21 protein-coding genes and 1 tRNA gene are annotated in these 26,343 nt (G+C 37.5%); 7 read left to right on the forward strand and 15 right to left on the reverse strand.

All coding sequences use genetic code 11. From position 1 onward, the window contains the following. Nucleotides 1-9 precede the first annotated feature (9 nt). On the forward strand, nt 10-873 hold the full coding sequence (locus tag DKK79_RS09775) for a hypothetical protein (RefSeq protein ID WP_146212018.1): 864 nt from the start codon (nt 10-12) through the stop codon (nt 871-873). A gap of 498 nt (nt 874-1,371) precedes the next feature. Here DKK79_RS09775 and DKK79_RS09780 read toward each other — a convergent pair whose 3' ends face one another. Further along, a complete protein-coding gene (locus DKK79_RS09780; RefSeq protein WP_034882743.1) occupies nt 1,372-2,295 on the reverse strand; it encodes an L-lactate dehydrogenase in 924 nt (307 codons plus the stop codon). A 263-nt stretch (nt 2,296-2,558) separates the two neighbouring features. Here DKK79_RS09780 and DKK79_RS09785 point away from each other — a divergent pair, with 263 nt between their 5' ends. The 5 genes from DKK79_RS09785 to DKK79_RS09805 all read left to right on the forward strand — a co-directional run bounded on the left by DKK79_RS09785 (nt 2,559) and on the right by DKK79_RS09805 (nt 8,433). Further along, nucleotides 2,559-4,580 (forward strand): autotransporter outer membrane beta-barrel domain-containing protein, encoded by a 2,022-nt coding sequence (locus DKK79_RS09785; protein ID WP_110423904.1) that lies wholly within the window; start codon nt 2,559-2,561, stop codon nt 4,578-4,580. 343 nt (nt 4,581-4,923) lie between these two features. Then, complete coding sequence (locus tag DKK79_RS09790; RefSeq protein WP_110423905.1) at nt 4,924-5,844, forward strand: metal ABC transporter substrate-binding protein; 921 nt, start codon at nt 4,924-4,926, stop codon at nt 5,842-5,844. Next, nucleotides 5,844-6,740: a manganese/iron ABC transporter ATP-binding protein gene (locus tag DKK79_RS09795; protein WP_110423906.1), complete on the forward strand. Its 897-nt coding sequence runs from the start codon at nt 5,844-5,846 to the stop codon at nt 6,738-6,740. Before DKK79_RS09790 ends, DKK79_RS09795 begins: the two co-directional genes overlap by 1 nt. After that, complete coding sequence (locus DKK79_RS09800; RefSeq protein WP_110423907.1) at nt 6,740-7,600, forward strand: metal ABC transporter permease; 861 nt, start codon at nt 6,740-6,742, stop codon at nt 7,598-7,600. Before DKK79_RS09795 ends, DKK79_RS09800 begins: the two co-directional genes overlap by 1 nt. Beyond that, a complete protein-coding gene (locus DKK79_RS09805) occupies nt 7,597-8,433 on the forward strand; it encodes a metal ABC transporter permease (protein WP_110423908.1) in 837 nt (278 codons plus the stop codon). The genes DKK79_RS09800 and DKK79_RS09805 overlap by 4 nt, the downstream gene beginning before the upstream one ends. A 58-nt stretch (nt 8,434-8,491) precedes the next feature. Here the strand turns inward: DKK79_RS09805 and dnaB are convergent, their stop codons facing one another. From dnaB to DKK79_RS09820, 3 genes are read right to left on the reverse strand one after another with little or no spacing between them, the layout of a single operon-like run. Then, nucleotides 8,492-9,910, reverse strand: coding sequence for a replicative DNA helicase (gene dnaB / locus DKK79_RS09810; protein WP_110423909.1), 1,419 nt, complete (start codon nt 9,908-9,910; stop codon nt 8,492-8,494). Between the two features lie 47 nt (nt 9,911-9,957). Further along, nucleotides 9,958-10,749 carry a tRNA pseudouridine(38-40) synthase TruA gene (gene truA, locus DKK79_RS09815; RefSeq protein WP_110423910.1) on the reverse strand — a complete coding sequence of 264 codons (792 nt, stop codon included), beginning with the start codon at nt 10,747-10,749 and terminating at the stop codon, nt 9,958-9,960. Next, the gene (locus tag DKK79_RS09820; RefSeq protein ID WP_110423911.1) at nt 10,736-11,743 is read right to left on the reverse strand and encodes an aspartate-semialdehyde dehydrogenase; all 1,008 of its coding nucleotides are present in this window, start codon (nt 11,741-11,743) and stop codon (nt 10,736-10,738) included. The genes truA and DKK79_RS09820 overlap by 14 nt, the downstream gene beginning before the upstream one ends. 178 nt (nt 11,744-11,921) lie before the next feature. Here DKK79_RS09820 and DKK79_RS09825 point away from each other — a divergent pair, with 178 nt between their 5' ends. Continuing rightward, complete coding sequence (locus DKK79_RS09825; RefSeq protein WP_034882738.1) at nt 11,922-12,971, forward strand: LacI family DNA-binding transcriptional regulator; 1,050 nt, start codon at nt 11,922-11,924, stop codon at nt 12,969-12,971. A 32-nt stretch (nt 12,972-13,003) separates the two neighbouring features. Here DKK79_RS09825 and truB read toward each other — a convergent pair whose 3' ends face one another. From truB to DKK79_RS09880, 11 genes are all read right to left on the reverse strand, one after another. Beyond that, complete coding sequence (gene truB / locus DKK79_RS09830) at nt 13,004-13,906, reverse strand: tRNA pseudouridine(55) synthase TruB (RefSeq protein ID WP_110423913.1); 903 nt, start codon at nt 13,904-13,906, stop codon at nt 13,004-13,006. Between the two features lie 67 nt (nt 13,907-13,973). Beyond that, the gene (rbfA, locus tag DKK79_RS09835; protein ID WP_034882735.1) at nt 13,974-14,351 is read right to left on the reverse strand and encodes a 30S ribosome-binding factor RbfA; all 378 of its coding nucleotides are present in this window, start codon (nt 14,349-14,351) and stop codon (nt 13,974-13,976) included. Nucleotides 14,352-14,444: 93 nt separating this feature from the next. After that, nucleotides 14,445-17,108 carry a translation initiation factor IF-2 gene (gene infB / locus DKK79_RS09840; RefSeq protein ID WP_110423914.1) on the reverse strand — a complete coding sequence of 888 codons (2,664 nt, stop codon included), beginning with the start codon at nt 17,106-17,108 and terminating at the stop codon, nt 14,445-14,447. Between the two features lie 17 nt (nt 17,109-17,125). Beyond that, a complete protein-coding gene (gene nusA, locus DKK79_RS09845) occupies nt 17,126-18,601 on the reverse strand; it encodes a transcription termination factor NusA (RefSeq protein WP_034882729.1) in 1,476 nt (491 codons plus the stop codon). 17 nt (nt 18,602-18,618) lie between these two features. Then, nucleotides 18,619-19,080, reverse strand: a complete 462-nt coding sequence (gene rimP, locus DKK79_RS09850; RefSeq protein WP_110424073.1) for a ribosome maturation factor RimP — start codon at nt 19,078-19,080, stop codon at nt 18,619-18,621. Nucleotides 19,081-19,270: 190 nt separating this feature from the next. Then, a tRNA-Met gene (locus tag DKK79_RS09855) sits at nt 19,271-19,347 on the reverse strand. A 219-nt stretch (nt 19,348-19,566) separates the two neighbouring features. Next, on the reverse strand, nt 19,567-20,373 hold the full coding sequence (gene trpA, locus DKK79_RS09860) for a tryptophan synthase subunit alpha (RefSeq protein ID WP_034882726.1): 807 nt from the start codon (nt 20,371-20,373) through the stop codon (nt 19,567-19,569). Then, a complete protein-coding gene (trpB, locus tag DKK79_RS09865) occupies nt 20,370-21,563 on the reverse strand; it encodes a tryptophan synthase subunit beta (protein WP_110423915.1) in 1,194 nt (397 codons plus the stop codon). The genes trpA and trpB overlap by 4 nt, the downstream gene beginning before the upstream one ends. Nucleotides 21,564-21,586: 23 nt before the next feature. Then, entirely contained in the window at nt 21,587-22,969 is a 1,383-nt protein-coding gene (gene trpCF, locus DKK79_RS09870) for a bifunctional indole-3-glycerol-phosphate synthase TrpC/phosphoribosylanthranilate isomerase TrpF (RefSeq protein ID WP_110423916.1), read from the reverse strand. Between the two features lie 15 nt (nt 22,970-22,984). Next, on the reverse strand, nt 22,985-24,616 hold the full coding sequence (trpD, locus tag DKK79_RS09875; RefSeq protein WP_110423917.1) for a bifunctional anthranilate synthase glutamate amidotransferase component TrpG/anthranilate phosphoribosyltransferase TrpD: 1,632 nt from the start codon (nt 24,614-24,616) through the stop codon (nt 22,985-22,987). Continuing rightward, a complete protein-coding gene (locus tag DKK79_RS09880; RefSeq protein WP_110423918.1) occupies nt 24,616-26,178 on the reverse strand; it encodes an anthranilate synthase component 1 in 1,563 nt (520 codons plus the stop codon). Before DKK79_RS09880 ends, trpD begins: the two co-directional genes overlap by 1 nt. Nucleotides 26,179-26,343: the final 165 nt, after the last annotated feature.

Consider the following 26,343-nt stretch of genomic DNA (forward strand, 5'->3'; position numbering starts at 1 on the left):
GCAAATAAGATGAAAAAATTTACACTACTTTTAGGCTTTAGCTTATTGCTCAATTTTTATTCTTATGCTGAACCCAATAGCAACCCAATGCAATATAATCAGCGTCAGCATTTCGAAAACTTTAACGATTTCTATCAAAGTTTGCCTGTTTTAAATATGCCTTTTGATACCCATAATCTAGCTAAAGGACAATATGTAGATAGCCAATTTTTTCATTTTGCTGATGATGATTTTAGCTACTATGATAAGCCTGTCGTTGCTGAGCAATCCTACTTTACTTTGCAAGATTTAACCGCTGTTGGTCGTTTTACCATCGAGAATACTCGATTTGTTCTTTACCATTTTACTTTTGATAGTTTAGGTGAAGGTTTTTATGAGGACTTATATTTACTCAATGCATTTAATCAAGATGGTGAGTATTTAGACGAGTTGATACTTTCGGCACATACCGGTCATGAAGATCATATATTTAACTATTCTGCTTTAGTTTTCGACAATTTATTTAATGTGCATATCGCAGCTCATTATGCGCTAAATTATATGATTGAGGTGGTCGATAATGTTTACCATGCAGAATCTAACACCAATATCACTTATCAATTTAGCGATAACCAATTTCAACGCAAACAACAATACCCTAATTGTACAGAATTTAATTTAAACGGCTATCTAACTAAACTCACTAAACAACAATTTGCCTATGCTGAAGATATTGTGGCGTTTGATGATTACTTAGTTTGTTATCCTATTTCAGAAAATCTAAAAACTTATAAAGAATTAGCATTTTATCTTGAAAACGGTGATCCAGGTTTTTTCAATTCATCCGAATTTAAAAAATGGTATAATGTGCTTAAAACGATTAAGCAAGATTAAAAGTGTTGAAATGACAATTTAAGAGTTAAAAATACCTTTTTCTCATATTTTTTGGAAATACTATAGAAACAGTTACACCAATTAATACAGAAAAAGATTATCAAAAGACTCTAGCGTTAATTGAACTTTTTTTGATAAAGCGTATACATAAGTCAGTCCAGAGTCTGATTTTTTTAGAAACTATGCCACTATTGATTGAAAAATAGCAAAGTGAGCACTATCTGATTACATTAGCTGATTTTATTGAGGCAATAAAATTAAGCCAGAAACAACAAGAGTTAAATGACAAGAATTTAGCTATTGCAATTGTTCAATCTAAGCAAATTTATTAGATTTTAAATGGCAGACGTCAACTAACAATGATAAAAAATCTAAATCGCATTGTTAATCTTCCACATGAAAGCTTAATTAAATGATTAAAATTTAAATGAAATTGGGCGAAATCAATTAGCAATAATAAGTTTGAAAACGCCCGATAATAATAATTAGTTAGGTAAATCAGATATTAATATGTTCAATATAACCCTTCACAATATTAATACTGTTTGTAAATAGTTCTTTTTCGTTATCGCTAAAGTCGAGTTCAATGACTTTTTTAATACCATGTTGATCAAGGATTGCAGGAACACCAATGGCGACGTTTTTATAACCATATTCGCCATCTAACACACAGCTTAGTGCTAAAGCTCGGTGGCTGTTGGTGAAGATATGTTGGCAGATTTCAGTAATAGTACTGGCTATGCCGTATTCGGTGCAATGTTTATATTTGACGATTTCGAAGCCTTTGTTTTTGGCTTTTAGCCCAATGTCATTGAAATCAATTTTTTTGCTTTCTAAATCGTTAAGATTGATACCGTAAACTGAGGAGTGAGACCAAACAGGGAATTGCGAATCACCATGTTCGCCAACAATAAATGCATCAATACTCTGTGGACCAATGTCCATTTGCTCACCGAGCAATCGACGTAGACGAACAGTATCCAACCAGACACCAGTACCAATAACCCGATGACGAGGTAGACCGGATAATTTCCAGACTTGGTAAGTAATGGCATCACATGGGTTTGTGGCGATTAAAAATATTCCTTTGAATCCGCTTTTCATCATGTTGGGAACAATGCTCTCCATGATTTTAGAGGTACCGGCCAATTCTTCTGCCCTACTTTTCTGTGCCAATCCCGAAGTAACAGTAATAATCGCAATATCAATATCAGCACAGTCCGTTGATTCGCGCAAGCTGACCTTTATCATGTTTTGTCGATAAGCTGCGGCATCAAGTAAATCTTGCGCATGGCCGTAAGCTAGATCTTTGTTAAGGTCCACCAGTGCGATCTCTTCACAAAAACCACGATTTACCAATGTATAAGCAGTGGTTGAACCAACATTACCTACCCCAATAACCATCACTTTACGTAGTTTCATAATTAATCCTACCTATTTAAGTTGTCAAATTATAGATATCTCTAACAATGTCATTGATTACCTCTCATCATATACCTTTATCCAACATAAACAACAATTGCCTAACTGTTCATATAAGTATCTATATAAGTATCTATATAAATATCTATATAAATTTTTTAACAGTCATTAATTATAATAATGTTAGCGAATACTTTTTGAGCGGTTAGTGTTTATATGTTAGACTTTTTGATTAACTAAGGAAAGAAGGAAGGAATAAATCAATGAAGAAAAGAGTACTTGTAGGATTATCCCTTGCTACCCCTCTAGCAGTTAACGCACTAAATTTACAAGGCAGCCAAACTTTTACTGATGAAGTCAATATTCCAACTACACATAGTTTTGAATATTTAGGATCCGATGTTTTAACAGGCATAAATATATCTTCTGGCAGCAATACAATTTTCAAAAAAAATGTCACAATAAACATATCAAGAGACTATATTCATAATATCCAAAGTGATATAAGTATTGATGGGCTTAGAGCTTTTAATGGTATAGGACCTCAGTCATCTACAGTTTTTGATGGTGACCTCAAAATTAATGTAAAAGGTGAAAACATTGATGCAATTTTTTTACACGATAAAAATGCAACAGTTATCATTAATGGGAAAACAATCTTAAATGTTGATGATCCTGAGGATATTTATGATTCCGGAGCTATTTATGTATCAGAAGGAAATTTAATATTAAATGGTGAGTCATTTATTAACGGTGATATTATTGTTGTTGATGAGGGAATAGTAAAAATAAATAATAAATCGATAATAAATGGTGATATATTTACACAACTTGGTGGTACAGTTATTTTAGATTTAGCTGCTGGCTCTAAAATTATCGGTGAGGTTTCAGCATTTGGTGATCCAGATGATCCCGACTACCCTGGTCAAGATACCACCGGAATTATAAGAATGAATCTGGCCAAAGGCTCTTCTTGGGAAATTGTCGGCGATTACTCTTATATTACTGAACTATCAGGGCAAGGAGATATAACCTTCACTAATTTTACCAGAAGTAATAACTTTGGTGAGCTAGTAATTGAGAATTTAAAAGGGGCTTCAACCTTTAATTTACGTACAGATATTGCTTCACAACAAAGTGATAAAATTATTATCTCAAAATCATCTGACACTAATCGAACTGTTTCAGCAGAAGGCACCCATACGATAAACTTAATCAATAATGGTTCTGCGCAAACTACTGGTAATGAAAAGTTAACTCTAGTTGAAATCGATGACAATGCGACAAATACCGCTGAATTTAAAACTAATCATGATGTTGAGCTTGGTGGTTATCAGTATAGTTTAGATAAAGATGGGAAAGATTATGTGCTAACTGCTAAGCCGATTACTTCATCAGCTATGGCTAGTGCTGGTTTTCTTAATGCCAATTATTTAATGAATTATGTTGAAACTCAAACCCTCTTAAAACGTTTAGGTGATATGCGCACTAGTGGTGAATTTGGGGATGTTTGGTTACGAGGTTTTACTGGTAAATTAGATTCGTTTTCTGGCGGTAAATTAAGCAAATTTGATATGAGTTACCATGGTTTCCAATTTGGTGCAGATAAACAACTAACTGAAAATTCACCTTTTGTTATTGGGGCTTTTGTCGGGCAAACTTATGGCAATCCTGATTATAAAAATGGTGATGGTTCATTACGTTCATTTAACACCGGGATATATGCAACTTATTTAGATAACAGTGGTTTTTATATTGACGGTGTAGTCAAATATGATCGGCAAAAAAATCACTTTAAAGTTAAAGATACCGCTAATAATCGCATTCAAGGTACAGGACACTCTAATGGGCTTGGCTTATCAATGGAATTAGGTCAAAAATTCAAAATTAATGATTTTTATATTGAACCACAAACGCAATTCTCTTATAGTCACCAAAATGGTAATTCTATTAATGCATCGAATGGACTTAAAGTTAAATTAGGTAATTACAATTCATTAATTGGCCGAGCATCAACACTTTTGGGCTATGAATTTAATTCAGATGAAAATAATATCAATATTTATGCTAAAACCGGTATAGTTAGAGAGTTTGATGGCGATACCTACTATAAACTAAATAACCATAAAGAAAGCCACTCATTCAAAGGTAATTGGTGGAATAATGGTGTTGGCATAAACGCCAATTTCAACCAAAAACATAATATCTATTTGGATTTAGAAAGTTCTCCGGGTAATAAATTTGATTTATTACAAGTTAATGGTGGATATCGTTACTCTTTTTAATTCATCATTTTGCTTAAATTTTTATCTATTCATCCCACGTTGGCTTATTCAGCGTGGGAATTTCCAATTATCACCCCTTTAACACGACATTAACTATCATTTTAATAGATGTATCTATCTACGCTTTTTTTGTATTTTTATTTAATATTGAGTAATAAAAAATTTGACTTTTATTTTATTAATGATAATAATTCTCATTAACATTTAAAACATGATTTTGCATTTTTTAAGTATTAGGGAGTGATCAAAAAAGAGATTTCACTCATTTCTGATCGTTTTATCTATAGCTTATTTTCTGTGCCCGATTGAGTTCGAGCAGATAGTATACAATAAGGATCCATCAATGAAATTCAATTTTTTTAAAAGCCGTAAAACATTATTAAATGCGATTTTATCATCGCTGTTAGTTTTGACCGGCTTAGCTAACTCAGCATCGGCTGATGAGAAGAAATTTAAAGTGGTTACCACATTTACCGTTATTCAAGATATTGCTCAAAATGTTGCTGGCGATGCCGCGATTGTTGAATCAATTACTAAAGTAGGTGCTGAAATTCATGAGTACGATCCTACACCACAAGATATCACTAAAGCCCTTTCTGCTGATTTGGTGTTGTGGAATGGTTTGAATTTAGAACTGTGGTTTGAACGTTTTTTTGAAGATGTCAAAGATGTACCTTCCGTTGTTGTGACAGAAGGTATTGATCCGATGCCAATTCAAGAAGGTAGTTATAAAGGTAATCCCAATCCACATGCATGGATGTCACCAACCCTTGCTTTGACTTATATTGAAAATATTCGTGCCGCTTTGGTTAAATATGATCCGAAAAATGCTGAGATTTATAATAAGAATGCCGCAGAATATGTGGCGAAAATTAAGGCTCTTGATGCCCCACTACGTGAGCGTTTAGCGAAGATTCCCGAATCACAACGCTGGTTAGTCACTAGTGAGGGAGCATTTAGTTATTTAGCCCGTGATTATAATCTTAAAGAAGCATATCTATGGCCAATTAATGCTGAGCAACAAGGTACACCTAAGCAAGTTAAAAATCTTATTGATTTAGTCCGAGCTAATAATATCCCTGTGTTATTTAGTGAAAGCACTATTTCCGATAAGCCTGCTAAGCAAGTAAGTAAAGAAACCGGAGCTAAATATGGAGGAGTACTTTATGTCGATTCACTCTCTACCAAAGATGGTCCTGTTCCAACTTATATCGATTTATTAAAAGTGACGGTTGAAACAATTGCTAAAGGATTCGAAAAATAATGACGCAAATTTGCTTAAATGTTGATGATATTACCGTGACTTATAATAATGGTCACACTGCGATTCATAATGCTAGTTTTCGGTTAAATGGTGGCACAATCTGTGCGCTAGTTGGCGTTAATGGTAGTGGAAAATCAACACTATTTAAAAGCATTATGGGAATGATAAAACCAACTAAAGGTCAGGTGACATTTAATAATATTTCGGTAAAACAGGCATTAAAGCAAAATATTATTGCTTATGTTCCGCAAACCGAAGAGGTCGATTGGGATTTTCCAGTTTTGGTATCGGATGTGGTAATGATGGGTCGTTATGGTCATATGTCTTTTTTGCGAATACCAAGTAAAGAAGACAAGCGACAGGTCGATTTAGCACTAGACCGAGTCAATATGTTGGATTTTAAACATCGACAGATTGGTCAACTTTCTGGCGGTCAAAAAAAGCGAGTCTTTTTGGCAAGAGCTTTAGCTCAACAAGGTAAGGTTTTGTTGTTAGATGAGCCATTTACCGGCGTTGACGTTAAAACCGAAAATGCCATTATCGATCTGCTTAAAGCTCTGCGAGATGAAGGTCATTTGATCTTAGTTTCTACCCACAATTTAGGTAGTGTGCCTGAATTTTGTGATCAGGTGGTATTAATCAACCAAACAGTGTTAGCTTTTGGCGAAACCAAAACCACTTTTACACCACAAAATCTAATGACAACATTTGGTGGTGCACTACGTTATTTGAGTTTATCTGGCGAACAATTGCACCAAGATGAAGATCCTCGCAAGATGTCAATTTTAACCGATGATGAACGTGCCGCAGTATTTTATGGTGAAGGTGGTGATAATTCTGCTCATCAGGATTTACTTGTCGAACCAACGGTTATTGAAACTAAAGGGCAACACTAATGGAACTACTTCTTGAACCATTTACCTATGGCTTTATGTTAAAAGCCATTTGGGTAAGTAGTATTGTTGGTGCCGCATGTGCATTTTTATCGGCATTTTTAATGTTAAAAGGTTGGTCATTAATGGGCGATGCCCTTTCGCACTCTGTCGTGCCGGGTGTGGCTGGCGCTTATGCACTTGGTTTGCCTTATTCGGTCGGCGCTTTTTTTACTGGATTGTTAGCTGCCTTGTCAATCACGATTATACGAGCTTTTACTCGCTTAAAAGAAGATGCCATTATTGGTTTTATCTTTTCAACCTTTTTTGCTATTGGACTTTTAATTATTTCACTAAACCCAACCTCCATTAATGCTCAAACCATTATTTTTGGTAACATTTTGGGGATTGATGATAGTGATATGTGGCAAGTGCAAATCATTATTTTGGTTTCGTTTATTTTGCTTCTCTTTTTCTGGAAAGATCTGTTAGTGGTATTTTTTGATGAAACCCATGCACGCTCCATCGGCTTAAGACCACTAGCGTTAAAGATCCTATTTTTTACCATTCTAAGTGCCTGTACTGTGGCAGCATTACAAACCGTCGGGGCAATCTTAGTTATTGCTATGGTGGTAACCCCAGGCGCAACCGCTTACCTACTTACCGATAGGTTTTCACGGTTGTTAATTATTTCGGTAATCATTGGCGCGCTAACCAGTGCTATTGGCGCTTGGATCAGTTACTTTTTAAATGGCGAAACCGGTGGCGTGATAGTGACACTACAAACATTAGTCTTTCTAATCGCCTTCTTATTTGCACCTAAACAAGGTTTGCTTTCCAACCGACGCCGAATTAGACAAGCAAGACGAGGGGGAGCTGTATGACCGTATTATGGGAACTTATTTATCATCCCCTAACCATTCCTTTTGTTCAACGTGCTATTTTGGCCGCTTTAGCTACTGGGATTGTTTGTGCCCTGCTGTCGTGCTTTTTAGTATTGAAAGGCTGGTCATTGATGGGAGATGCTATTTCTCACGCCGTATTACCAGGAATTGTACTCGCTTATTTGGCAGGTATCCCACTGATAATAGGTGCGTTTACTTCTGGATTATTTTGTTCCGTCGCTACCGGATACATTAAGGAAAATAGTCGAATAAAAGAGGATACCGTAATGGGAATTGTCTTTTCTGGGATGTTTGCCTTTGGTTTAGTACTATTTTCTAAAGTTGAAACGTCGCAGCATTTGAACCATATTTTATTCGGTAGCGTATTAGGAACAAGTTATCAAGAATTAATACAAATCATCGCCATTGCGAGCATTGTTTCGATTTTAGTTATTATTAAACGACGCGATCTGATGTTGTACTGTTTTGATGCTGTGCAAGCGAAAGTGGTTGGTTTGCCTGTTAAATTATTACATTATGGTTTATTGAGTATATTGGCGTTAACCATTGTTGGCTCACTAAAAGCGGCAGGTGTTATCTTAGTTATTGCAATGCTAATCGCCCCAGGTATTACTGCATTTTTGTTAACCAAACGTTTTGAGAAGATGTTAGTTATTGCGGTGATTGTATCAGCTTTTTCGACGGTAACCGGTACATTAATCAGTTTTCATTTAGATGCCTCAACCAGTGCTTGTATTGTGATTTTACAGGCGTTTATCTTTGTTATGGCTCAGTTTTATCGAGTCTATGTTAATCATAAAGTGAGGCTTTAATTGAGCTAGTGTAAATGTTGCGCATTATTCTACATTTACACTAGTTATTATGGCTTAACTATTCATCATCCAAATATTTAGCGGCATCAGCATAATTATCAAACCGTGAGAATTGACCTTGGAATTTTAAGCGTACTTTGCCTATTGGACCATTACGCTGTTTACCTAAAATGATTTCAGCAATACCTTTATGTTCCGACGCTTCGTTATAAACTTCATCACGATAGATAAACATAATCACGTCAGCATCTTGTTCAATAGATCCTGATTCACGTAAGTCTGAGTTAACCGGCCGTTTATCAGCTCGTTGCTCTAAGCTACGGTTAAGCTGTGATAGAGCTACGACTGGGATTTGTAACTCTTTCGCTAAAGCTTTTAATGAACGTGAAATTTCTGCAATCTCAAGTGTTCGGTTCTCTGATATATTTGGCACACGCATTAGCTGTAAGTAATCGACCATGATCATACTTAAACCTTTATGTTCACGGTAGATTCGTCTTGCGCGTGAACGTAACTCCATAGGAGTTAATCCGGATGAGTCATCGATATAGATATTTTTCTTCTCAAGCAGTAAGCCCATGGTGCTCGATATTCTTGCCCAATCATCATCTTGTAATTGACCAGTACGAATACGAGTTTGGTCAACGCGGGACAACGACGCTAACATACGCATCATAATCTGTTCAGATGGCATCTCTAAACTAAAGATAAGAACTGGTTTTTCTTGCATCATAGCTGCGTTTTCGCAGAGATTCATCGCAAAAGTTGTTTTACCCATTGATGGACGAGCCGCAATGATAATTAAATCTGAACGCTGTAAACCTGCGGTTTTTTTATCTAAATCAAGAAAGCCGGTTGATACTCCTGTGACTCCATCATGTGGGCGTTGGAATAACTCTTCAATTTTTGCCACAGTAGCTTCTAGTACCTCGGTGATATTTTTCGGGCCTTCACCTTGCTTAGTACGACTTTCGGCAATTTGGAAAATTTTACTTTCGGCCAAATCTAAAATTTCAGTGCTATCTCGACCTTCGGTTGAGTAACAGTTGTCAGCAATTTCATTTGAAGCGCTAATCAGTTCACGCAATATCGCTTGTTGACGAATGATATCCGTATACGCCACCACATTAATGGCGCTAGGGGTGTTTTTGGAAAGCTCTGCTAAATAAGCAAATCCGCCGACATCGACTAGTAAGTCTTTACTTTCTAAACTTTCGGAAAGTGTGATCAAATCAATCGGCGTACCACGACTGATTAGGGTATGCATTTCTGAAAAGATAAGTTGATGATGACGAGAATAAAAATCACGGTCAGTAATCATTTCAGCAACAACATCCCAACGCTGATTATCTAGCATTAGGCTACCTAGTACAGCCTGCTCGGCCTCAATAGAGTGAGGCGGCAATTTAATATTTTGTACTTTTGATTTTTTTGCGTCTTGATTTTTCAGTTCTTTATTTGAATCATCAGTATTCATTGCATTCATCTTTTTATTTAAATTAATTTAATCATTAGCTAATTGGCTTACTGTATAAATAATGGTCCTAAAGCACGTTTAGGAATTTGATATTCTAATGGATAATCCACCTGAACCAAATATAAACCTTCTGGTTTTGCTGTTGCTGCCGCTTGAGTACGGTCTTTAGCTTTTAATAGCTCATCGATCCACTGCGGCGGTTGATTGCCTGCACCAACCTCTAACAAACTCCCGACGATATTACGCACCATATGGTGAACAAAGGCATTGGCTTTGATATCGACAATAACATATTCGCCCTGTCTTGTAACTGCAATATGATGAACATTACGCCAAGGTGTCCGTGATTGACACTGCGCTGCTCTAAACGATGAAAAGTCATTTTCACCTAATAAATATTGCGCTGCTTGATGCATAAGAATTTCATTTAATGGCAGATAATAGTGTGATACCCCTTTAGCTAAAATCGCCGGCCGATAACGATGGTTATAAATCACATATCGATAACGTCGAGCTGTTGCACAAAATCTAGCATGAAAACGGTCATCCACACTTTTCGACCAACGCACAGCAATATTATCCGGCAGATGAGAGTTCACTCCCATTGTCCATGCGCCTTGCGCACGCTGAGCGGTGGTTTCGAAATGGATAACTTGCCCAGTTGCATGGACGCCGGCATCGGTTCTTCCTGCGCAAAATACCGTTATGGTTTCATTGGCGATCACTGATAAGGCGGATTCTAATCTTTGTTGGATAGAGTCAACATGCTGTTGACGTTGCCAACCAAAATAGCCACTGCCATCATACTCAATACCTAATGCAATCTTAGAGGTAGTCATTAATTAAGATCTCAAGCGTCTCGATTAACATTAATCCACCTAAGTAACGGATATTATCCGCCACTGACCAAAATTGAATTTGCTCATAATTGCCATAGCTGTGTCGTAAATTAGCCAGTTTAATGGTTAAGTTGTTTTCAGCTTCGGTGTTTACTTCGGTTACTGGGGTTGGTAAATCTTCACTTTTCACTTCTACCCCAAATTCACTAAAACGGGCCATGTCCAATTCAATTGGTAAGCTGCTAGAAACATTCACCGCTTGAGCCAATCCGTAAAATACCGGCACAATAACTGATTCAATAGAGATTGGTAAATCATAATTACTTATCACTTTACGAATTTGGTTAATTTGCGAATGTTCACCTAAACTTCGGTGATCAGACTCATGAAAAATTGGTAATAAATTAAAAGCCAATTGATTGTCAAACAGCTCATTATCAACTGGCATACCATTAAGTAACCGAGCACTTTGCCCAGCAAGTTCATCAATACCTGGTTTGCCATATAGTGATGATGGAATAAAACTACTTACATGTAGATTAGTCAGCAACTGGATATCAGCTAATGATGCCACACAACGCAATAGTTGAGATACCGTTGGGCTAGCTACAGCAATGATGTTTTCATTGCGATATTCAGTTAATACACTGTTATTTACTTTAGGCACAATTAATGGAATATGATCTTGATCAGCAAAAAAGCCACTAGCATCGATAACTATACAGCCTGCTTGTGCGGCTGTTTGAGCATTTTTTTCGCTGGTTTTACAGCCGGCAACAAAAAAGGCAAAATGGCATTGACTCCAATCCATTTGTTGACTATCAATCACGGTTAAATTTTTACCCGCAAAGCGCACAACTTCACCTGCGCTGTTGTCGCTACCGACTAAATAGAGATTTTCAATTTCAATAGTTTTTGAGTTATTTAATAACTCAATTAGCGCAGAACCCACTTGTCCTGTCGCACCAACAATGGCGATATTCCATGCAGACATATGATAAACCCGAATTAAAAAATTTAGTGGCAATTATACCACTTTATTGTTAAAGATTTTCGAAAAAGATGTTTTCTAAAATTTGGAATCTTGCTCGAAAAATTGAATTTTTGTTAATTACAACTTCGATAATCCTCGCTAAAGTAATTTTATCGATTATTTAATTTTATTGATGATTATGACAAAAACATCATTATCGGTCATAGCCCAAAAGGCGAAGGTTTCAATCGCTACAGTATCAAGAGTATTAAGAACACCAAACTTGACCGCGCCACAAACTCAACTTCTAGTTTACCAAGCAATGAAGGCTTTAAATGTTGATATGTCAAAAAATTTAAAAGACTATCAATTAGTTCATCAAAGCAATAAAATTTTAATTATTGATAACCAGCTCATCTCTAAAAGTCTAATCAATTTTGGTATTGAACAAGTTTTATATGAAGCTGGATTTCAATGGTTTTATTGGCAATTTTCTTATCATGCCAAAAATGATATTTATCATTTAATTCAAAATATTAAGCAAAATTGCTTTATTGGTATTATAATCATCAATCAAGCACCCTACTTCAGCCAATTGTATAATTATAAAAAATCATTACCACCTATCATATTTGTTAATCACTTTAAGAATAACTTTTCGTGTGTCCATTTCGATCATCTGACCATTGGTTTTCAAACCACTCAGCACTTAATTGAGCAAGGGCATACTAAAATCGCCATTTTTGTTAATAGCGATAAAAATGCCAACTCTTCACTTTTTTTACAAGGCTATCAACAGGCATTGCAACGCATCAATATGCCGATCGATACTGATTATATCATTCAAGGCTGCCTAACTTATGAACATGGACGAGAAGCCATTAAAACTTTACTACAAAGCAATAGGCCACCATCAGCGATTATTTTTGAGGATCATAGTAGCCTATCTTGTTTTGATTGCGATAGCTATCATGCACAAAATTATATATCGAGTTATCGCTCACTTTTTGGTGCATTACACCAAGCTAAAGAGAGTCAATCGCAACTGCTACATCCGCTTTCAATTACTTATATAAGTTATTCCAATGATCTTCAATATAATGAGTTAGATCGGTTAAGTAGAGTCAATAAACCTTTATACCAAATGGGTTGTAAATCAGCACAGTTATTATGTGAAATTCTCAAACAAGATATAACATCAATATCGCAATGTCATATTATCGATACCGAGACATTCTTTATTAAATAATTGTCTATTTTTTATATTAGATAACCAATTAGTTAGGAGATTGATATCAATCTTTTTGGCGATAATTTATTGAAGAGTTGGGTTCCTGCACCAATAAATTGTTGTTCCTGATAAATTCTCACTAATGTTTCAACGGGTACAGAGCTTTCAACAGTAACGGTTCTACCTAATAAAATATCTTTCCCTTGGTTTCCACTTAATATCACTTTTCGACACGCTTGTAATGGGCTATCGACAGGCATAAGTAATGGTTCTTTTTCACCGATATTTTGTAAGTCATCTAGGCTAATCATTTTATCGATCGGATAATTTGATACCTGCAAGCGTCTCAAATAGATCACATGTGCACCACAGCCAAGTAATTCACCTAAATCATCGATAATGGTTCGAATATAAGTCCCTTTTGAGCAATGGATCTCTAAAGTTAATTCCTGTTTAGCAAAATCGTATTGGATAAACTGATTTTCGTAAACGGTAATCGGTCTGGCTTCTCGTTCTATGACAATACCTTGACGAGCATATTCATAAAGTGGTTTGCCTTGATATTTTAAAGCCGAAAACATGGTTGGCACTTGTAAAATATCACCTCGAAAATGGTTTAAGGCCTCATCGATTTGTGTCTGAGTGATATTGACCGGTTTAGTGCAGATTACTTGGCCATCAGCATCAGACGTATCGGTACGTTCACCTAATTTAGCGATCACGCGATAACGTTTATCAGAATCTAATAAGTATTGTGAAAACTTAGTCGCTTCACCAAAACAGATCGGCAACATTCCGGTTGCTAATGGATCAAGCGCACCAGTATGCCCTGCTTTTTTAGCATTGAATAATCTTTTCACTTTTTGTAAGGCATCGTTTGATGTCATGCCTTGAGGTTTGTCTAATAACAAAACGCCGTGAACATCACGGCGAGTTTTTTTTATATTCATCATTAATATTTAATCTGAAATGGATCATTTTCCTCAACATTTTTTTACAACATTGAGCAGTTTTTGGTTATTAATCTTTATGACGCTCGTTGTCTTGTTTAATAACATCTGAGACTAAACTCGACATTTGCATACCTTTAACTAGCGACTCATCATAGAAGAATTTAATTTCAGGAATAATTCGTAGACGCATTGCTTTACCAATTAGTGTACGAATATACCCTTTTGCATCATTTAAGACATTCAATCCTTGCTCGATAACTTGCGGATCATCATCATTTAAAAACGTGACAAACACTTTTGCGTAGGAAAGATCACGTGAGATATCTACACCGGAAACAGTTACCATGCCTAAACGTGGATCTTTGATTTCGCGCTGTAAAATAATCGCAATCTCTTTTTGTAATTCATGTCCCACGCGAGATGATCGATTAAATGCTTTTGCCATATCTATTTTCCTTAAAATATGTTTAAGCAAGGCTTAAAAAACCTTGCTTATCACATGTTAACCTATTAATTAACGAATTAATTAACCAATTAATTAAATAGTACGCTTGATTTCGACAGTTTCAAAGACTTCGATAGTATCGCCAACGCGAACATCATTGTAGTTACGAACACCAATACCACACTCCATGCCGTTACGAACTTCGTTAACGTCATCTTTGAAGCGACGTAATGATTCAAGTTCGCCTTCATAGATAACCACGTTATCACGTAATACACGAATTGGGTTATGACGTTTAACCACGCCTTCGGTTACCATACAACCAGCGATTGCGCCAAATTTAGGTGATTTAAATACATCACGCACTTCAGCAAGACCAATAATTTCTTGCTTGTATTCTGGAGCAAGCATACCACTCATGGCTTGTTTCACTTCGTCAATTAGGTCATAAATAACCGAATAGTAACGGAGATCTAAGTTCTCGGCTTCGACAACTTTACGCGCTGACGCATCGGCACGAACGTTAAAACCTAGAATGATTGCGTTAGATGCGGCTGCAAGTGATGCATCCGTTTCGGTAATACCACCTACACCTGAACCGATGATTTTAACTTTAACTTCATCTGTTGACAGTTTAAGTAATGAATCACAAATCGCTTCAACCGAACCTTGTACGTCAGCTTTAAGAACGATATTAAGTTCAGATACGTCACCTTCTGTCATGTTAGTAAACATGTTTTCCAGTTTTGCTTTCTGTTGACGGGCAAGTTTAACATCACGGAATTTACCTTGACGATATAAGGCTACCTCACGGGCTTTCTTTTCATCTCGAACAACAGTGGCTTCATCACCTGCTGACGGTACGCCAGAAAGACCTAAAATTTCCACCGGAATTGAAGGACCAGCTTCGGTCACTTCTTTACCTAATTCGTTACGCATTGCACGAATACGGCCATATTCAAATCCACACAGTACGATATCGCCTTTACGTAAGGTACCTGATTGAACCAGTACAGTCGCAACCGGACCACGTCCTTTATCTAGGAAGGATTCGATAACTACCCCACTGGCCATACCTGATTCATAAGCAGTAAGTTCAAGGACTTCCGCTTGTAATAAAATTGCTTCAAGTAGTTGGTCAATCCCGGTACCCGCTTTCGCAGAAACATGAACGAACTGAGTATCACCGCCCCAATCTTCTGACATTACGCCATATTGAGCAAGTTCACCTTTAACACGTTCTGGATCGGCTTCTGGTTTATCAATTTTGTTTACCGCAACAACAATTGGCACATTTGCGGCTTTCGCATGTTGAATCGCTTCGATGGTTTGTGGCATCACACCATCGTCTGCAGCAACCACTAAAACCACGATATCGGTTGCTTTAGCACCACGAGCACGCATTGAGGTAAATGCGGCATGGCCCGGAGTATCTAAGAAAGTGATTTCACCGCTAGCTGTTTTAACGTGATAAGCACCGATGTGTTGAGTAATACCACCTGCTTCGCCTGACGCCACTTTTGCTTTACGAATATAGTCAAGTAATGAGGTTTTACCATGGTCAACGTGTCCCATGATAGTCACAACTGGCGCACGTGAAACTTTTTCCGCACCGGTATCACGGTCGCTCATTAATGATTCTTCAAGTTCGTTTTCACGACGAAGTACCACTTTGTGTCCCATTTCTTCAGCAACAAGTTGCGCAGTTTCTTGATCGATAACCTGATTGATGGTTGCCATGGCTCCCATTTTCATCATAGTTTTAATCACTTCTGAACCTTTTACTGCCATTTTATTAGCTAGTTCAGCAACGGTGATGGTTTCACCAATAACCACATCGCGATTGATAGCTTGAACTGGTTTTGTGAAGCTTTGTTGTAAAGAACTTTTGCCTTTCTTCTTGTGACTACCACGAGTAACGGCACGTGCTTCTTCACGCTCTGCTTTACCTTCTGATAACTTGCTCGATTTCTTCTGTTTAGTTTGTTTGTTACCGCGTCCACGACCACGACCACCTTCAACTTCACGATCGGTATCATCTTCAGCTGCACGAGCATATTTAGAAGTAGTGACATGATAATCGTCATCGTCACTGTTATCTGTTTCTTCACTGTCGCTGTATTGTTCAGCAAGCTTACGCGCTTCTTCTGCCATTCGTTTAGCATCTTCTTCAAGTTTTCGGCGGTTTTCTTCTTCCGCTTTACGCTTAATTTCATTTGCTTCAGCTTCTAAGCGTGCTTTTTCTTCTTGTGCTTTTTTGACTTTTGGATCAACAGTTTGTTCCTGAGCAGCTTTAACTTTTTGTTCCTGAATACGTTTTTTAGCTTCAGCTTCAGCTTTGGCTTCTTCTTCACGTTTCTTTTGTTCTTCAGCCGCTAATTTTGCTTTTTCTTCGGCCTCTTTACGCGCTTTTAATTCAGCTTCTTGTTTGGCTTTTTGTTCCGCTTCAAGACGTGCCTTTTCTAACTCAGCTGGATCTTGTTTAACGATAGTACGTTTTTTACGAACTTCAACTTTGATTTCTTTACTTTTACCACCACCGCTAGACACATTAAGTGTTGAATGTGTTTTACGTTGCAAAGTTAATTTTGTTGGGCCTTGCTGAGGTTTTAAATGCGCAAGCAAAGCTTCTTTTTCCTTTTGTGTCACAGTGTCAGATGCGGTTTTTTTCATACCAGCATCAGCAAACTGTTGCAAAAGTGTTTGCACTGGTGTCTTTATTTCTTGAGCCAGTGTTTCGATTGATACTTTGGTCATGTATTACTTTCCCTCAATTATTCATTTGCAAACCAACAAATATTACGGGCAGCCATAATAAAATCGCCAGCTTGTGTGCTTGTTAAACCTTCAATATCTGCAAGGTCATCTGTACCTTGTTCAGCTAAATCTTCTAAAGAGACTATATCATGCTGCGCTAATTGATAGGCTAATTCTTGTGTCATACCTGGTAGATCCAATAGATCTTGTTCAGGTTGTTTGTTACCACTTTGAGCAAGAGCGATTGTTGTTAATGCATCTTTTGCTCGATTTCTTAATGCTTCAACCAATTCTTCATCAAGTTCTTCAATTTCAAGTAACTCATCAACTGGTACATAAGCAAGTTCTTCTAATGAAGTAAAGCCTTCTTCAACTAAAAGTTGCGCAAGATCTTCTTCAATGTCTAGATATTTCATCAGATTATTGATGGCCGCAAAAGATTCCGCTTGATGTTTTTCTTGTAAATCTTCAGTACTCATTACGTTTAACGTCCAACCAGTAAGCTGTGATGCTAAACGGATATTTTGACCATTACGACCGATAGCTTGCGGTAAGGTATCTGCATTAACTGCAACATCCATAGTGTGTTTGTCTTCATCAACCACAATAGATACTACATCGGCAGGCGCCATCGCATTAATAACATATTGAGCTGGATTATCATCCCATAAAACAATATCAATACGTTCGCCACCAAATTCATTCGAAACCGCTTGTACCCGCGCACCGCGCATACCAACACAGGCACCAACTGGGTCAATACGACGGTCGTTACTGCTAACGGCAATTTTAGCGCGAGAACCTGGGTCACGAGCAACACCTTTAATGTCGATCATCTCTTCACCGATTTCTGGCACCTCAATGCGGAATAGCTCTTCCATCATTTCAGGATTAGAACGGCTAACACAAAGTTGCGCTGGTTTATTATCTTGTTCAACAAGATATAAAATGCCGCGAACACGATCACCAATGCGAAAGTTTTCACGTGGTAACATATCGTGGCGAGACATCATCGCATCAGCGTTATTGCCTAAATCAAGGATAACACTATCACGATTGGTCTTTTTAACAATACCGGTTACGATATCACCAATTCGGTTTCTAAACATGTCAATAACCATAGCACGCTCAGCTTCGCGAACTTTTTGCACAATAACTTGTTTAGCCGTTTGCGTCGTGATACGGTCGAATGCGACTGACTCAATTTGTTCTTCAACATAATCACCTATTTTTACATCAGGATCTTCGAACTTTGCTGCTTCCAGTGTGATTTCTTTAGTAGGTTGAGTCACTTCATTAACCACTAACCAACGACGGAAGGTATCATAATCTCCGGTTTTGTGGTCAATTTTTACGATAACATCAATATCAACAGTATGTTTCTTTTTAGTGGCCGTTGCTAACGCGGTTTCTAGCGCTTCAAAAATTTTGTCACGCGTCAGTGCTTTTTCATTTGATACCGCTTCTACAACAGCTAAAATTTCTTTATTCATCCTTTTACACCCGTACTCTATTTAAGGTTAAAATTAGGTACAATGTTTGCCTTTTGGATATTGCTAAAGGCAAACACTTCATCACTTCCATCGACGATTAAAGTAATCATTTCATTATCGATGGATTTAATCTGTCCTTTCCACTTGCGGCGATTGGCAACCGGAATACGCAAACTGATTGTGACTTCTTCACCAACAAAACGTTGATAATGTTCAAGCGTAAACAAAGGCCGATCCATACCTGGTGACGAAACCTCAAGATTATAAGCATCTTTGATAGGGTCTTCTACATCAAGTACCGCACTAATTTGTCGACTAACATCAGCACAATCATCAACGGTAATACCATTTTCACTATCAATATATACGCGCAAAACAGGGTAACGACCACGAATGTATTCAATCCCAACTAGTTCAAAACCAAGGGCATTAACAGGTTCTCGAATGATATCGGTCAATTGCTGTTCTAAATTAGCCAAACAAACCTCCACTGCAGAAAATAAAAAAGGGCATAAAGCCCAACATTCCTTTTAAACTCACGTTTAAATCATAACGTATAAAAAAACCCCGACAAGCGAGGCTACATTTAAAACATAATATAATGAAGCCACTTGATTCGAACTTTCAGACAATAAAAATGGGATAGATTAATATGAATGAAAATTTAAGTGGTTGCGGGGGCTGGATTTGAACCAACGACCTTCGGGTTATGAGCCCGACGAGCTACCAAGCTGCTCCACCCCGCGATAGATGGCTGAAGATTATACTGTCTTTTGTGAAAATTGCAACCGAAAATCATAGCATAATTAATAAAAAACCTTAAAGTAATTGAAAAATAAATTGCTAGGATTTTGTATTGTCAACAATCAAGATTCATCTTTAGCTGCGATTAATATGTGTTCAATTATTCGTTTTTCAAGTAAATTAATCCGCTTAATACACAGCGGATTAATCGTTTAGTAAAGTTATTTTTGCGTTGCTGCTTTCATGGTTTTCACAAATGCGGCTAATTCGCTCAGCATTTTTTCTGGATTATTAAGATTGTTCTCAATAATTTTAACTGTTGCAGAACCGGCAATAGCCCCGGCTGCACCTGATTTAATCGCTTCACTGACTTGAGCCGGTTCCGAGATACCAAACCCTTGAATCGCTGGCGGAGCCTTAAATTCAGTCAATTTTTCGATTAAATGTGTAAGTGGTTTATTAGCTCGATTTTCCGTCCCAGTTACCCCTGCTCGTGATACTAAATAAGTATAACCTTTACCATGTTTGGCAATATTTTTAATCACATCATCGTCAGCATTAGGTGGGCAAATAAATATTGGCGCAATAGCATGTTTTTCGGCGGCGCCGGTAAATTCTTCCGCATACTCAACAGGTAAATCAGCAATTAATACCGAATCCACTCCAGCTTTAGCGCATTTAGCATAGAAGTTATCTATACCATTTTTAAAAACTAAATTAGCATAGATTAATAATCCGATTGGCACATCAGGATTGTTTGTGCGAATTTTGCCTAAAATTTCAAAGCATTTTTCAACGTTGATACCACCATTAAAAGCTCGAATATTGGCGTTTTGTATGGTTGGACCATCGGCCATCGGATCAGAAAAAGGAATGCCTAATTCTAACGCGTCGGCCCCAGCGTCAATCATGGTTTGAATAATTTGGTATGAAAGCTGAGGATTAGGATCGCCAACTGGAACAAAAGGGACAAATGCACCTCGTTTTTCGACTGTTAAGCGGTCAAACAGTTTTTGATAACGACTCATTCTATTTCTCCTTTTGCTTTTAATACATCATAAACCGTAAAAATATCTTTATCACCACGACCAGATAGATTGACAATTAATAGTTGTTCTTTGTTTGGATTTTCTTTAATCATTTTCAGTGCATATGCTAATGCATGTGATGATTCTAAAGCTGGGATGATCCCCTCATGACGTGATAAGGCTTGAAATGCTTCAAGGGCTTCGTCATCAGTGGCAGAGACATATTCTGCTCGCCCAATACTATCTAAATATGCATGTTGTGGACCTACCGCTGGAAAATCAAGCCCTGCGGAAATCGAATAAGACTCTTCAATTTGCCCTTCGTCGGTTTGCATCATTGGGGTTTTCATACCGAAGTAGATGCCTAGTTTGCCGTGTTTAAGTGATGCACCATGTTCACCACTTTCAATACCATGCCCACCTGGCTCAACACCAATTAATCTGACTGATTTATCATCAATAAAATTAGCAAACATACCAATAGCGTTTGAACCACCACCAACACAGGCAATAACGGCATCTGGTAATCGCCCTTCTTTTTCCAAAATTTGTTGTTTTGCTTCACGGCTAATCATTTGTTGAAATTCACGCACAATGGTCGGGAATGGATGTGGGCCAGCAGCGGTACCTAATATATAGTGTGCGGTTTGGTAACTACCAGACCAATCGCGTAGTGCTTCGTTACAAGCATCTTTTAACGTTGCAGAACCTGTTTCCACCGGAATAACGGTGGCGCCCATCAGTCGCATTCTAAATACATTCGGTGCTTGACGTTTAACATCTTTGGCTCCCATGTAGATTCGGCATTTTAAGCCCAATAATGCACAAGCTAATGCCGAAGCAACACCGTGCTGACCAGCACCCGTTTCGGCAATAATTTCGGTTTTACCCATCCTTTTAGCCAGCAGCGCTTGGCCTAATACTTGGTTTGTTTTATGCGCACCACCGTGAACTAAATCTTCGCGTTTTAAATAAAGTTTGGTTTTGGTCCCAGCAGTGAGATTTTTACATAGTGTTAAGGCTGTTGGACGACCTGCATAGTTAACCAAAAGATCGTTAAATTCTTTTTGGAAACTCGGATCGTGTATCGCCGATATAAAAGCATCCTCAAGTTGTTCAAGCACTGGCATTAAAATTTGCGGTACATATTGACCGCCAAATTTGCCAAAATAAGGATTTAATTTAGACATAACCATTCCTTCAATATAATTAGTTAAATTTGTTCAAATACTGCTGTAATTTTTTGTTTATCTTTAATGCCGGGTGAAACTTCAACGCCCGAGTTAAGGTCAACACCTATGACATCGGTAGCGAGTGCTTCACTAACATTTTGCGGATTGATACCACCAGCTAAAATGACGTTACTTAAATCTTTGCCACGTAATAGCGACCAATTAAAACTTTTACCTGTTCCACCGGCGCCATTATCAAATATATACCGTGATACCAATGGATTATCATGATTTGGGATACTATCGCCGATACTTAATGCTTTCCAGATTTGACAGGCTGCTGGCAATTGTTGGCGAAGTGTTTGAATATAATTATCATCCTCATGACCATGCAATTGCACCGCATAAAGTGACAGTTGTTTAGCTATATCACAAACATCTTCAATGTCACTATTTTTAAATACACCGACCCAATTGAGCGGAGCTGCTGCGATAACACTACGTGCCTTAGTTGCTGTGATATATCTTGGTGAATTTGGCACAAAGATTAATCCCCCATAAACCGCCCCCGCTTGATAAACGGTAATAGCATCCTGCGCTCTGGTTAAACCACACACTTTATTTTCTCCTAACATCACTTTACGGATAGCTAAGGTTAAGTTTGGTTCAGACATTAATGCACTACCAATTAAAAAACCGTTAGCATAGTGGCTAAGATCTTTTACTTGATTATGGGTATAAATCCCCGATTCACTAATAATAATCCGATCATCAGGAATAGATTTAGATAATATTTTTACCCGATTTAAATCAACTGATAAATCACGTAAATTACGGTTATTAATACCGATAACTTTAGCGCCAAGATTAATGGCTCGCTCAACTTCTTGTTCCGTACTGGCTTCAGTCAAAACCCCCATATTAAGTTGATGAGCAATTTGACTAAGATGGCGATACTCATCATCATTTACCACCGATAACATTAATAAGATAGCATCCGCCTGATAATATCGCGCTAAGTAAATTTGATATTCATCGATAATAAAATCTTTGCAAAGTATCGGTTGAGTAACTTCATTACGCACCATTGGTAAAAATTCAAACCGACCTTGAAAATATTTTTCATCGGTTAAAACTGAAATTGCCGAGGCATAATCTTTATAAACTTTAGCAATCGTTGCCGGATCAAAATCATCACGAATTAAACCTTTTGATGGCGATGCTTTTTTACACTCTAAGATAAATACCGTCTTCGGTTGATTTAATGCTTGGTAAAAATCACGATCACTCGGTACAACTTTGCTTTTGAAGTTAGCCAGTGGATTTTTAGCTTGCTGTTCAGCCAGCCATAGTTGTTTATCTGCAATAATCTTTTTTAACACTGTTGCCATTTCAACACTTTCGGTTAATGCTGCAATTGCCATTTTATTCTCCACTTATTATCTTGCTGCTAACTTCTGTAATAGCTCATAGGCTTTACCACTATGCATCAATTCAATTGCGCGTTGGGCATTTTGTTTTAAATCTGACTCACCAAATAGACTGATCAACATCGCCACATTTGCGGCAATCGCTGCTTCATGTGCGGGTTTACCCCGTCCTTGTAAAATCGCTAGCAATAAATCGCGATTCATTTGCGGCATACCACCTTCAATATCTTTTAAGGTGTATTGTTGTAAACCAAAATCTTGTGGTGTCAGGGTGAAATAGCGAATTTCGCCGTTTTTTACTTCAGCAACTTGGGTTTCACCATGAATCGCGACTTCATCCATACCTGCACCGTGTACCACATAAGCATGAGTATAATTTAACATTTTTAATGTTTCTGCAATCGGTTTTATCAAATCAGGGTGATAAACACCGAGTAAAATACGTTTTGGTCGAGATGGATTAATCAACGGCCCAAGAACATTAAAAATTGTTCGTGTTTTTAATTGCTGACGGACTGGAGCAGCATGACGGAAACCTGAATGATACTGCTGAGCGAACAAGAAGCACACCCCTAATTCATCAAGCGCTTTTCTCGATGCTTCCGCTGACATATTTAGTTTAATACCTAACGCGGATAACACATCTGATGATCCTGATTTACTAGATACACCACGATTACCATGCTTGGCCACTTTATACCCTAAAGCTGCAGTAACAAAGGCACTGGCTGTTGAGATATTGATACTGTTAGTACCATCACCACCGGTACCGACAATGTCGGTAAAATCATAATCAGGAACTTCAAAAGCATCGGCATTTTCAAGTAAGGCTTGCGCAGCACCGGCGATTTCATCTGGTTTTTCGCCTCGCACTTTCATACTTATAATCGCAGTTGCCAGCACTGTTGGTTCGATTTTACCTTGAATTATAAGATTAAACAGTATTTTACTCTCTTCTTGAGATAATACCTGTCCTAAATACAATTTATTTAAAATCGGTTGGATATTATATTCTTGCTTATCGACAATTGCCTCTTGTTTTGCTTGCGGTTGTTTTTGAACTGGATTAAGTGCCCATTCAATAGTTTGCTCTAATAATTTTACCCCTTGAATGGTTAAAATCGATTCAGGATGAAATTGAAAACCACAAACCCGATCTTCATCATTACGTACCGCCATAACGATATTATTACACATAGCATTAACGGTTAATGTTTTTGGAATGTTTTCACCTTTTAATGAGTGATAGCGTGCCACCGGTAATGGATTTGGTAAACCTTTAAACATCGCTTGCTCATCATGTTCAATTAATGAGGCTTTACCATGCAAGATATCACCTGCGGGCACAATCATACCGCCATAAGATTCGACAATCGCTTGATGTCCAAGACAGATACCGATGATCGGTAATTTTCCTTTTAAACGTTTAAGTAGTTCCGGCATTGAACCTGCTTCACTTGGCGCTCCCGGCCCTGGGGATAACATTAAAATAGGATTTTGCATTTGTGATAATTTTTCAATGATCACATCGGCTGGAATAGTGTTGCGATAAATTGTCACGTTATGTTGATTATGACGTAACTGATCAACCAAGTTATAAGTAAACGAATCAACATTATCAATAAATAAGATATTAGCCATTAGAATACACCTTCTACATTATGCGCTGCCATAATCGCGCGAACAACAGCACGAGCTTTGTTACGTGATTCATCCGATTCTTCTTGTGGTTCTGAATCTAAAACCACCCCACATCCGGCTTGCACGGTTGCTATACCATCTTCCACATAGGCACTGCGGATGACAATACAGGTATCAAGATCACCATTAGCAGTAAAATACCCAACAGCCCCACCATAACTACCTCGTTTTATTTTTTCCGATTCAGCAATTAACTGCATTGCTCTAACTTTCGGTGCGCCAGTTAATGTTCCCATATTCATGGTGGCTTGATAAGCATGCAAGGCATCAAGATCTTGCCTTAACTGACCAACAATTCGCGAAACCAAATGCATAACATAGGAATAACGATCCACTTTTAATAACTCTTTGGTATATCGGCTTCCCGGCTGACAGATTCGGGCTAAATCATTGCGAGCCAAATCAACCAACATTAAATGCTCAGCTAGCTCTTTTTTATCGGTACGCATTTCTAACTCTAATCTACTATCTAGATCATAATCAATTTCGCCATTGGCTGTTAAACCACGAGGACGAGTACCGGCGATAGGATAAATTTCCACTTGATTATTGGCTTTGTTATATTTAAGTGCACTCTCAGGTGAAGCGCCAAATAGGGTAAAATCCTTATCTTGCATATAAAACATATAAGGACTAGGGTTATTATTTTTTAAGACTTGATAAGCAGATAATGGCTCTGGACAAGGTAATGAAAAACGTCTTGATGGAACCGCTTGAAAGATTTCCCCTTGTTGAATCGCATCTTGCATTTTCTTCACCATGGTATTGAAATCTTCATCACTTTTATTGCAAGCGACCTGTATTTCAGGCAATGATTGCGTTTTAATTGGTTGCAAAGGCTGATTGAGTTTATTGTGTAATTCGACCAATCGCTGATTTAAACGGCTAATTTCATTAGGACAAGAAGTAAACGCGGTTGCTTTTAATAATGAGACACGATCTTTGTGATTAATTTCCAGTAACGTCTCGGCCAGATAAAAGCGAAAATCTTGACAACGTTGTTCGGTTGGTAAAATCGGTAAATGTTCAAAACCCGTCACCAAATCATAGGCAAATAATCCACCAACAAAAACAGCATCAGTACTGGCATCTTGAGGAATATTGACGATATTTAATAGAGTTCTTAAAGCATCAAATATCGATAAAGACTTTAAGCGAGAATCTTCATCTTGCAAACTGTCAATCGGTGGAAAAACTAATTTAAGATTATTTTCATCTAATTGGATTTTGCTAACGTTATCGGGAAAAGCTTGTTGCAATAAAGGGAGTAATTTTTGACCGTTACTGGTTAACGCTTGAAAAATCACTTCGTTATTTAGTGCCGAAATCGTCAAAGCACTATCAACGATCATCACACTTTTTATGCCCTGTTTATTATCAATTTCGGCAGATTCAAGCAACAATGTTGCCGTTTTGTTATCACAAAGTTGATAAAATACCCGAGTCGGATCCTGATAATAACCAATAGTCTTGATTATCTGTGTTAATGTAGGCTTATTCATTGTTGACTCTCTTTTATAAAATTATTTTTTATCTTTTTTTAAACTAAAAAACCCGCACTGAGCGGGTCTTGTGAAAATAGGACATCATCACATCACCCGCGAAAAATGATGCACCACCAACCAAAGTGAATGAATGGGCAAGTAATCAGATGTAAAAATTGTATT

The organism is Gilliamella apicola (assembly GCF_003202915.1).
GTDB classification, from domain to species: Bacteria; Pseudomonadota; Gammaproteobacteria; order Enterobacterales; family Orbaceae; genus Gilliamella; species Gilliamella apicola_Q.

What these genes read in the sequence shown, in the direction of transcription:
- rbfA (WP_034882735.1), bottom strand. Translation starts at nt 14,351, where the DNA reads ATGGCAAAAGCATTTAATCGATCATCTCGCGTGGGACATGAATTACAA.
- infB (WP_110423914.1), bottom strand. Translation starts at nt 17,108, where the DNA reads ATGACCAAAGTATCAATCGAAACACTGGCTCAAGAAATAAAGACACCA.
- truB (WP_110423913.1), bottom strand. Translation starts at nt 13,906, where the DNA reads ATGATGAATATAAAAAAAACTCGCCGTGATGTTCACGGCGTTTTGTTA.
- DKK79_RS09775 (WP_146212018.1), top strand. Translation starts at nt 10, where the DNA reads ATGAAAAAATTTACACTACTTTTAGGCTTTAGCTTATTGCTCAATTTT.
- DKK79_RS09790 (WP_110423905.1), top strand. Translation starts at nt 4,924, where the DNA reads ATGAAATTCAATTTTTTTAAAAGCCGTAAAACATTATTAAATGCGATT.
- trpA (WP_034882726.1), bottom strand. Translation starts at nt 20,373, where the DNA reads ATGAGTCGTTATCAAAAACTGTTTGACCGCTTAACAGTCGAAAAACGA.
- DKK79_RS09820 (WP_110423911.1), bottom strand. Translation starts at nt 11,743, where the DNA reads ATGTCTGCATGGAATATCGCCATTGTTGGTGCGACAGGACAAGTGGGT.
- DKK79_RS09825 (WP_034882738.1), top strand. Translation starts at nt 11,922, where the DNA reads ATGACAAAAACATCATTATCGGTCATAGCCCAAAAGGCGAAGGTTTCA.
- trpCF (WP_110423916.1), bottom strand. Translation starts at nt 22,969, where the DNA reads ATGGCAATTGCAGCATTAACCGAAAGTGTTGAAATGGCAACAGTGTTA.
- DKK79_RS09880 (WP_110423918.1), bottom strand. Translation starts at nt 26,178, where the DNA reads ATGAATAAGCCTACATTAACACAGATAATCAAGACTATTGGTTATTAT.
- trpB (WP_110423915.1), bottom strand. Translation starts at nt 21,563, where the DNA reads ATGTCTAAATTAAATCCTTATTTTGGCAAATTTGGCGGTCAATATGTA.
- DKK79_RS09800 (WP_110423907.1), top strand. Translation starts at nt 6,740, where the DNA reads ATGGAACTACTTCTTGAACCATTTACCTATGGCTTTATGTTAAAAGCC.
- dnaB (WP_110423909.1), bottom strand. Translation starts at nt 9,910, where the DNA reads ATGAATACTGATGATTCAAATAAAGAACTGAAAAATCAAGACGCAAAA.
- DKK79_RS09785 (WP_110423904.1), top strand. Translation starts at nt 2,559, where the DNA reads ATGAAGAAAAGAGTACTTGTAGGATTATCCCTTGCTACCCCTCTAGCA.
- trpD (WP_110423917.1), bottom strand. Translation starts at nt 24,616, where the DNA reads ATGGCTAATATCTTATTTATTGATAATGTTGATTCGTTTACTTATAAC.
- DKK79_RS09795 (WP_110423906.1), top strand. Translation starts at nt 5,844, where the DNA reads ATGACGCAAATTTGCTTAAATGTTGATGATATTACCGTGACTTATAAT.
- DKK79_RS09805 (WP_110423908.1), top strand. Translation starts at nt 7,597, where the DNA reads ATGACCGTATTATGGGAACTTATTTATCATCCCCTAACCATTCCTTTT.
- nusA (WP_034882729.1), bottom strand. Translation starts at nt 18,601, where the DNA reads ATGAATAAAGAAATTTTAGCTGTTGTAGAAGCGGTATCAAATGAAAAA.
- DKK79_RS09780 (WP_034882743.1), bottom strand. Translation starts at nt 2,295, where the DNA reads ATGAAACTACGTAAAGTGATGGTTATTGGGGTAGGTAATGTTGGTTCA.
- truA (WP_110423910.1), bottom strand. Translation starts at nt 10,749, where the DNA reads ATGACTACCTCTAAGATTGCATTAGGTATTGAGTATGATGGCAGTGGC.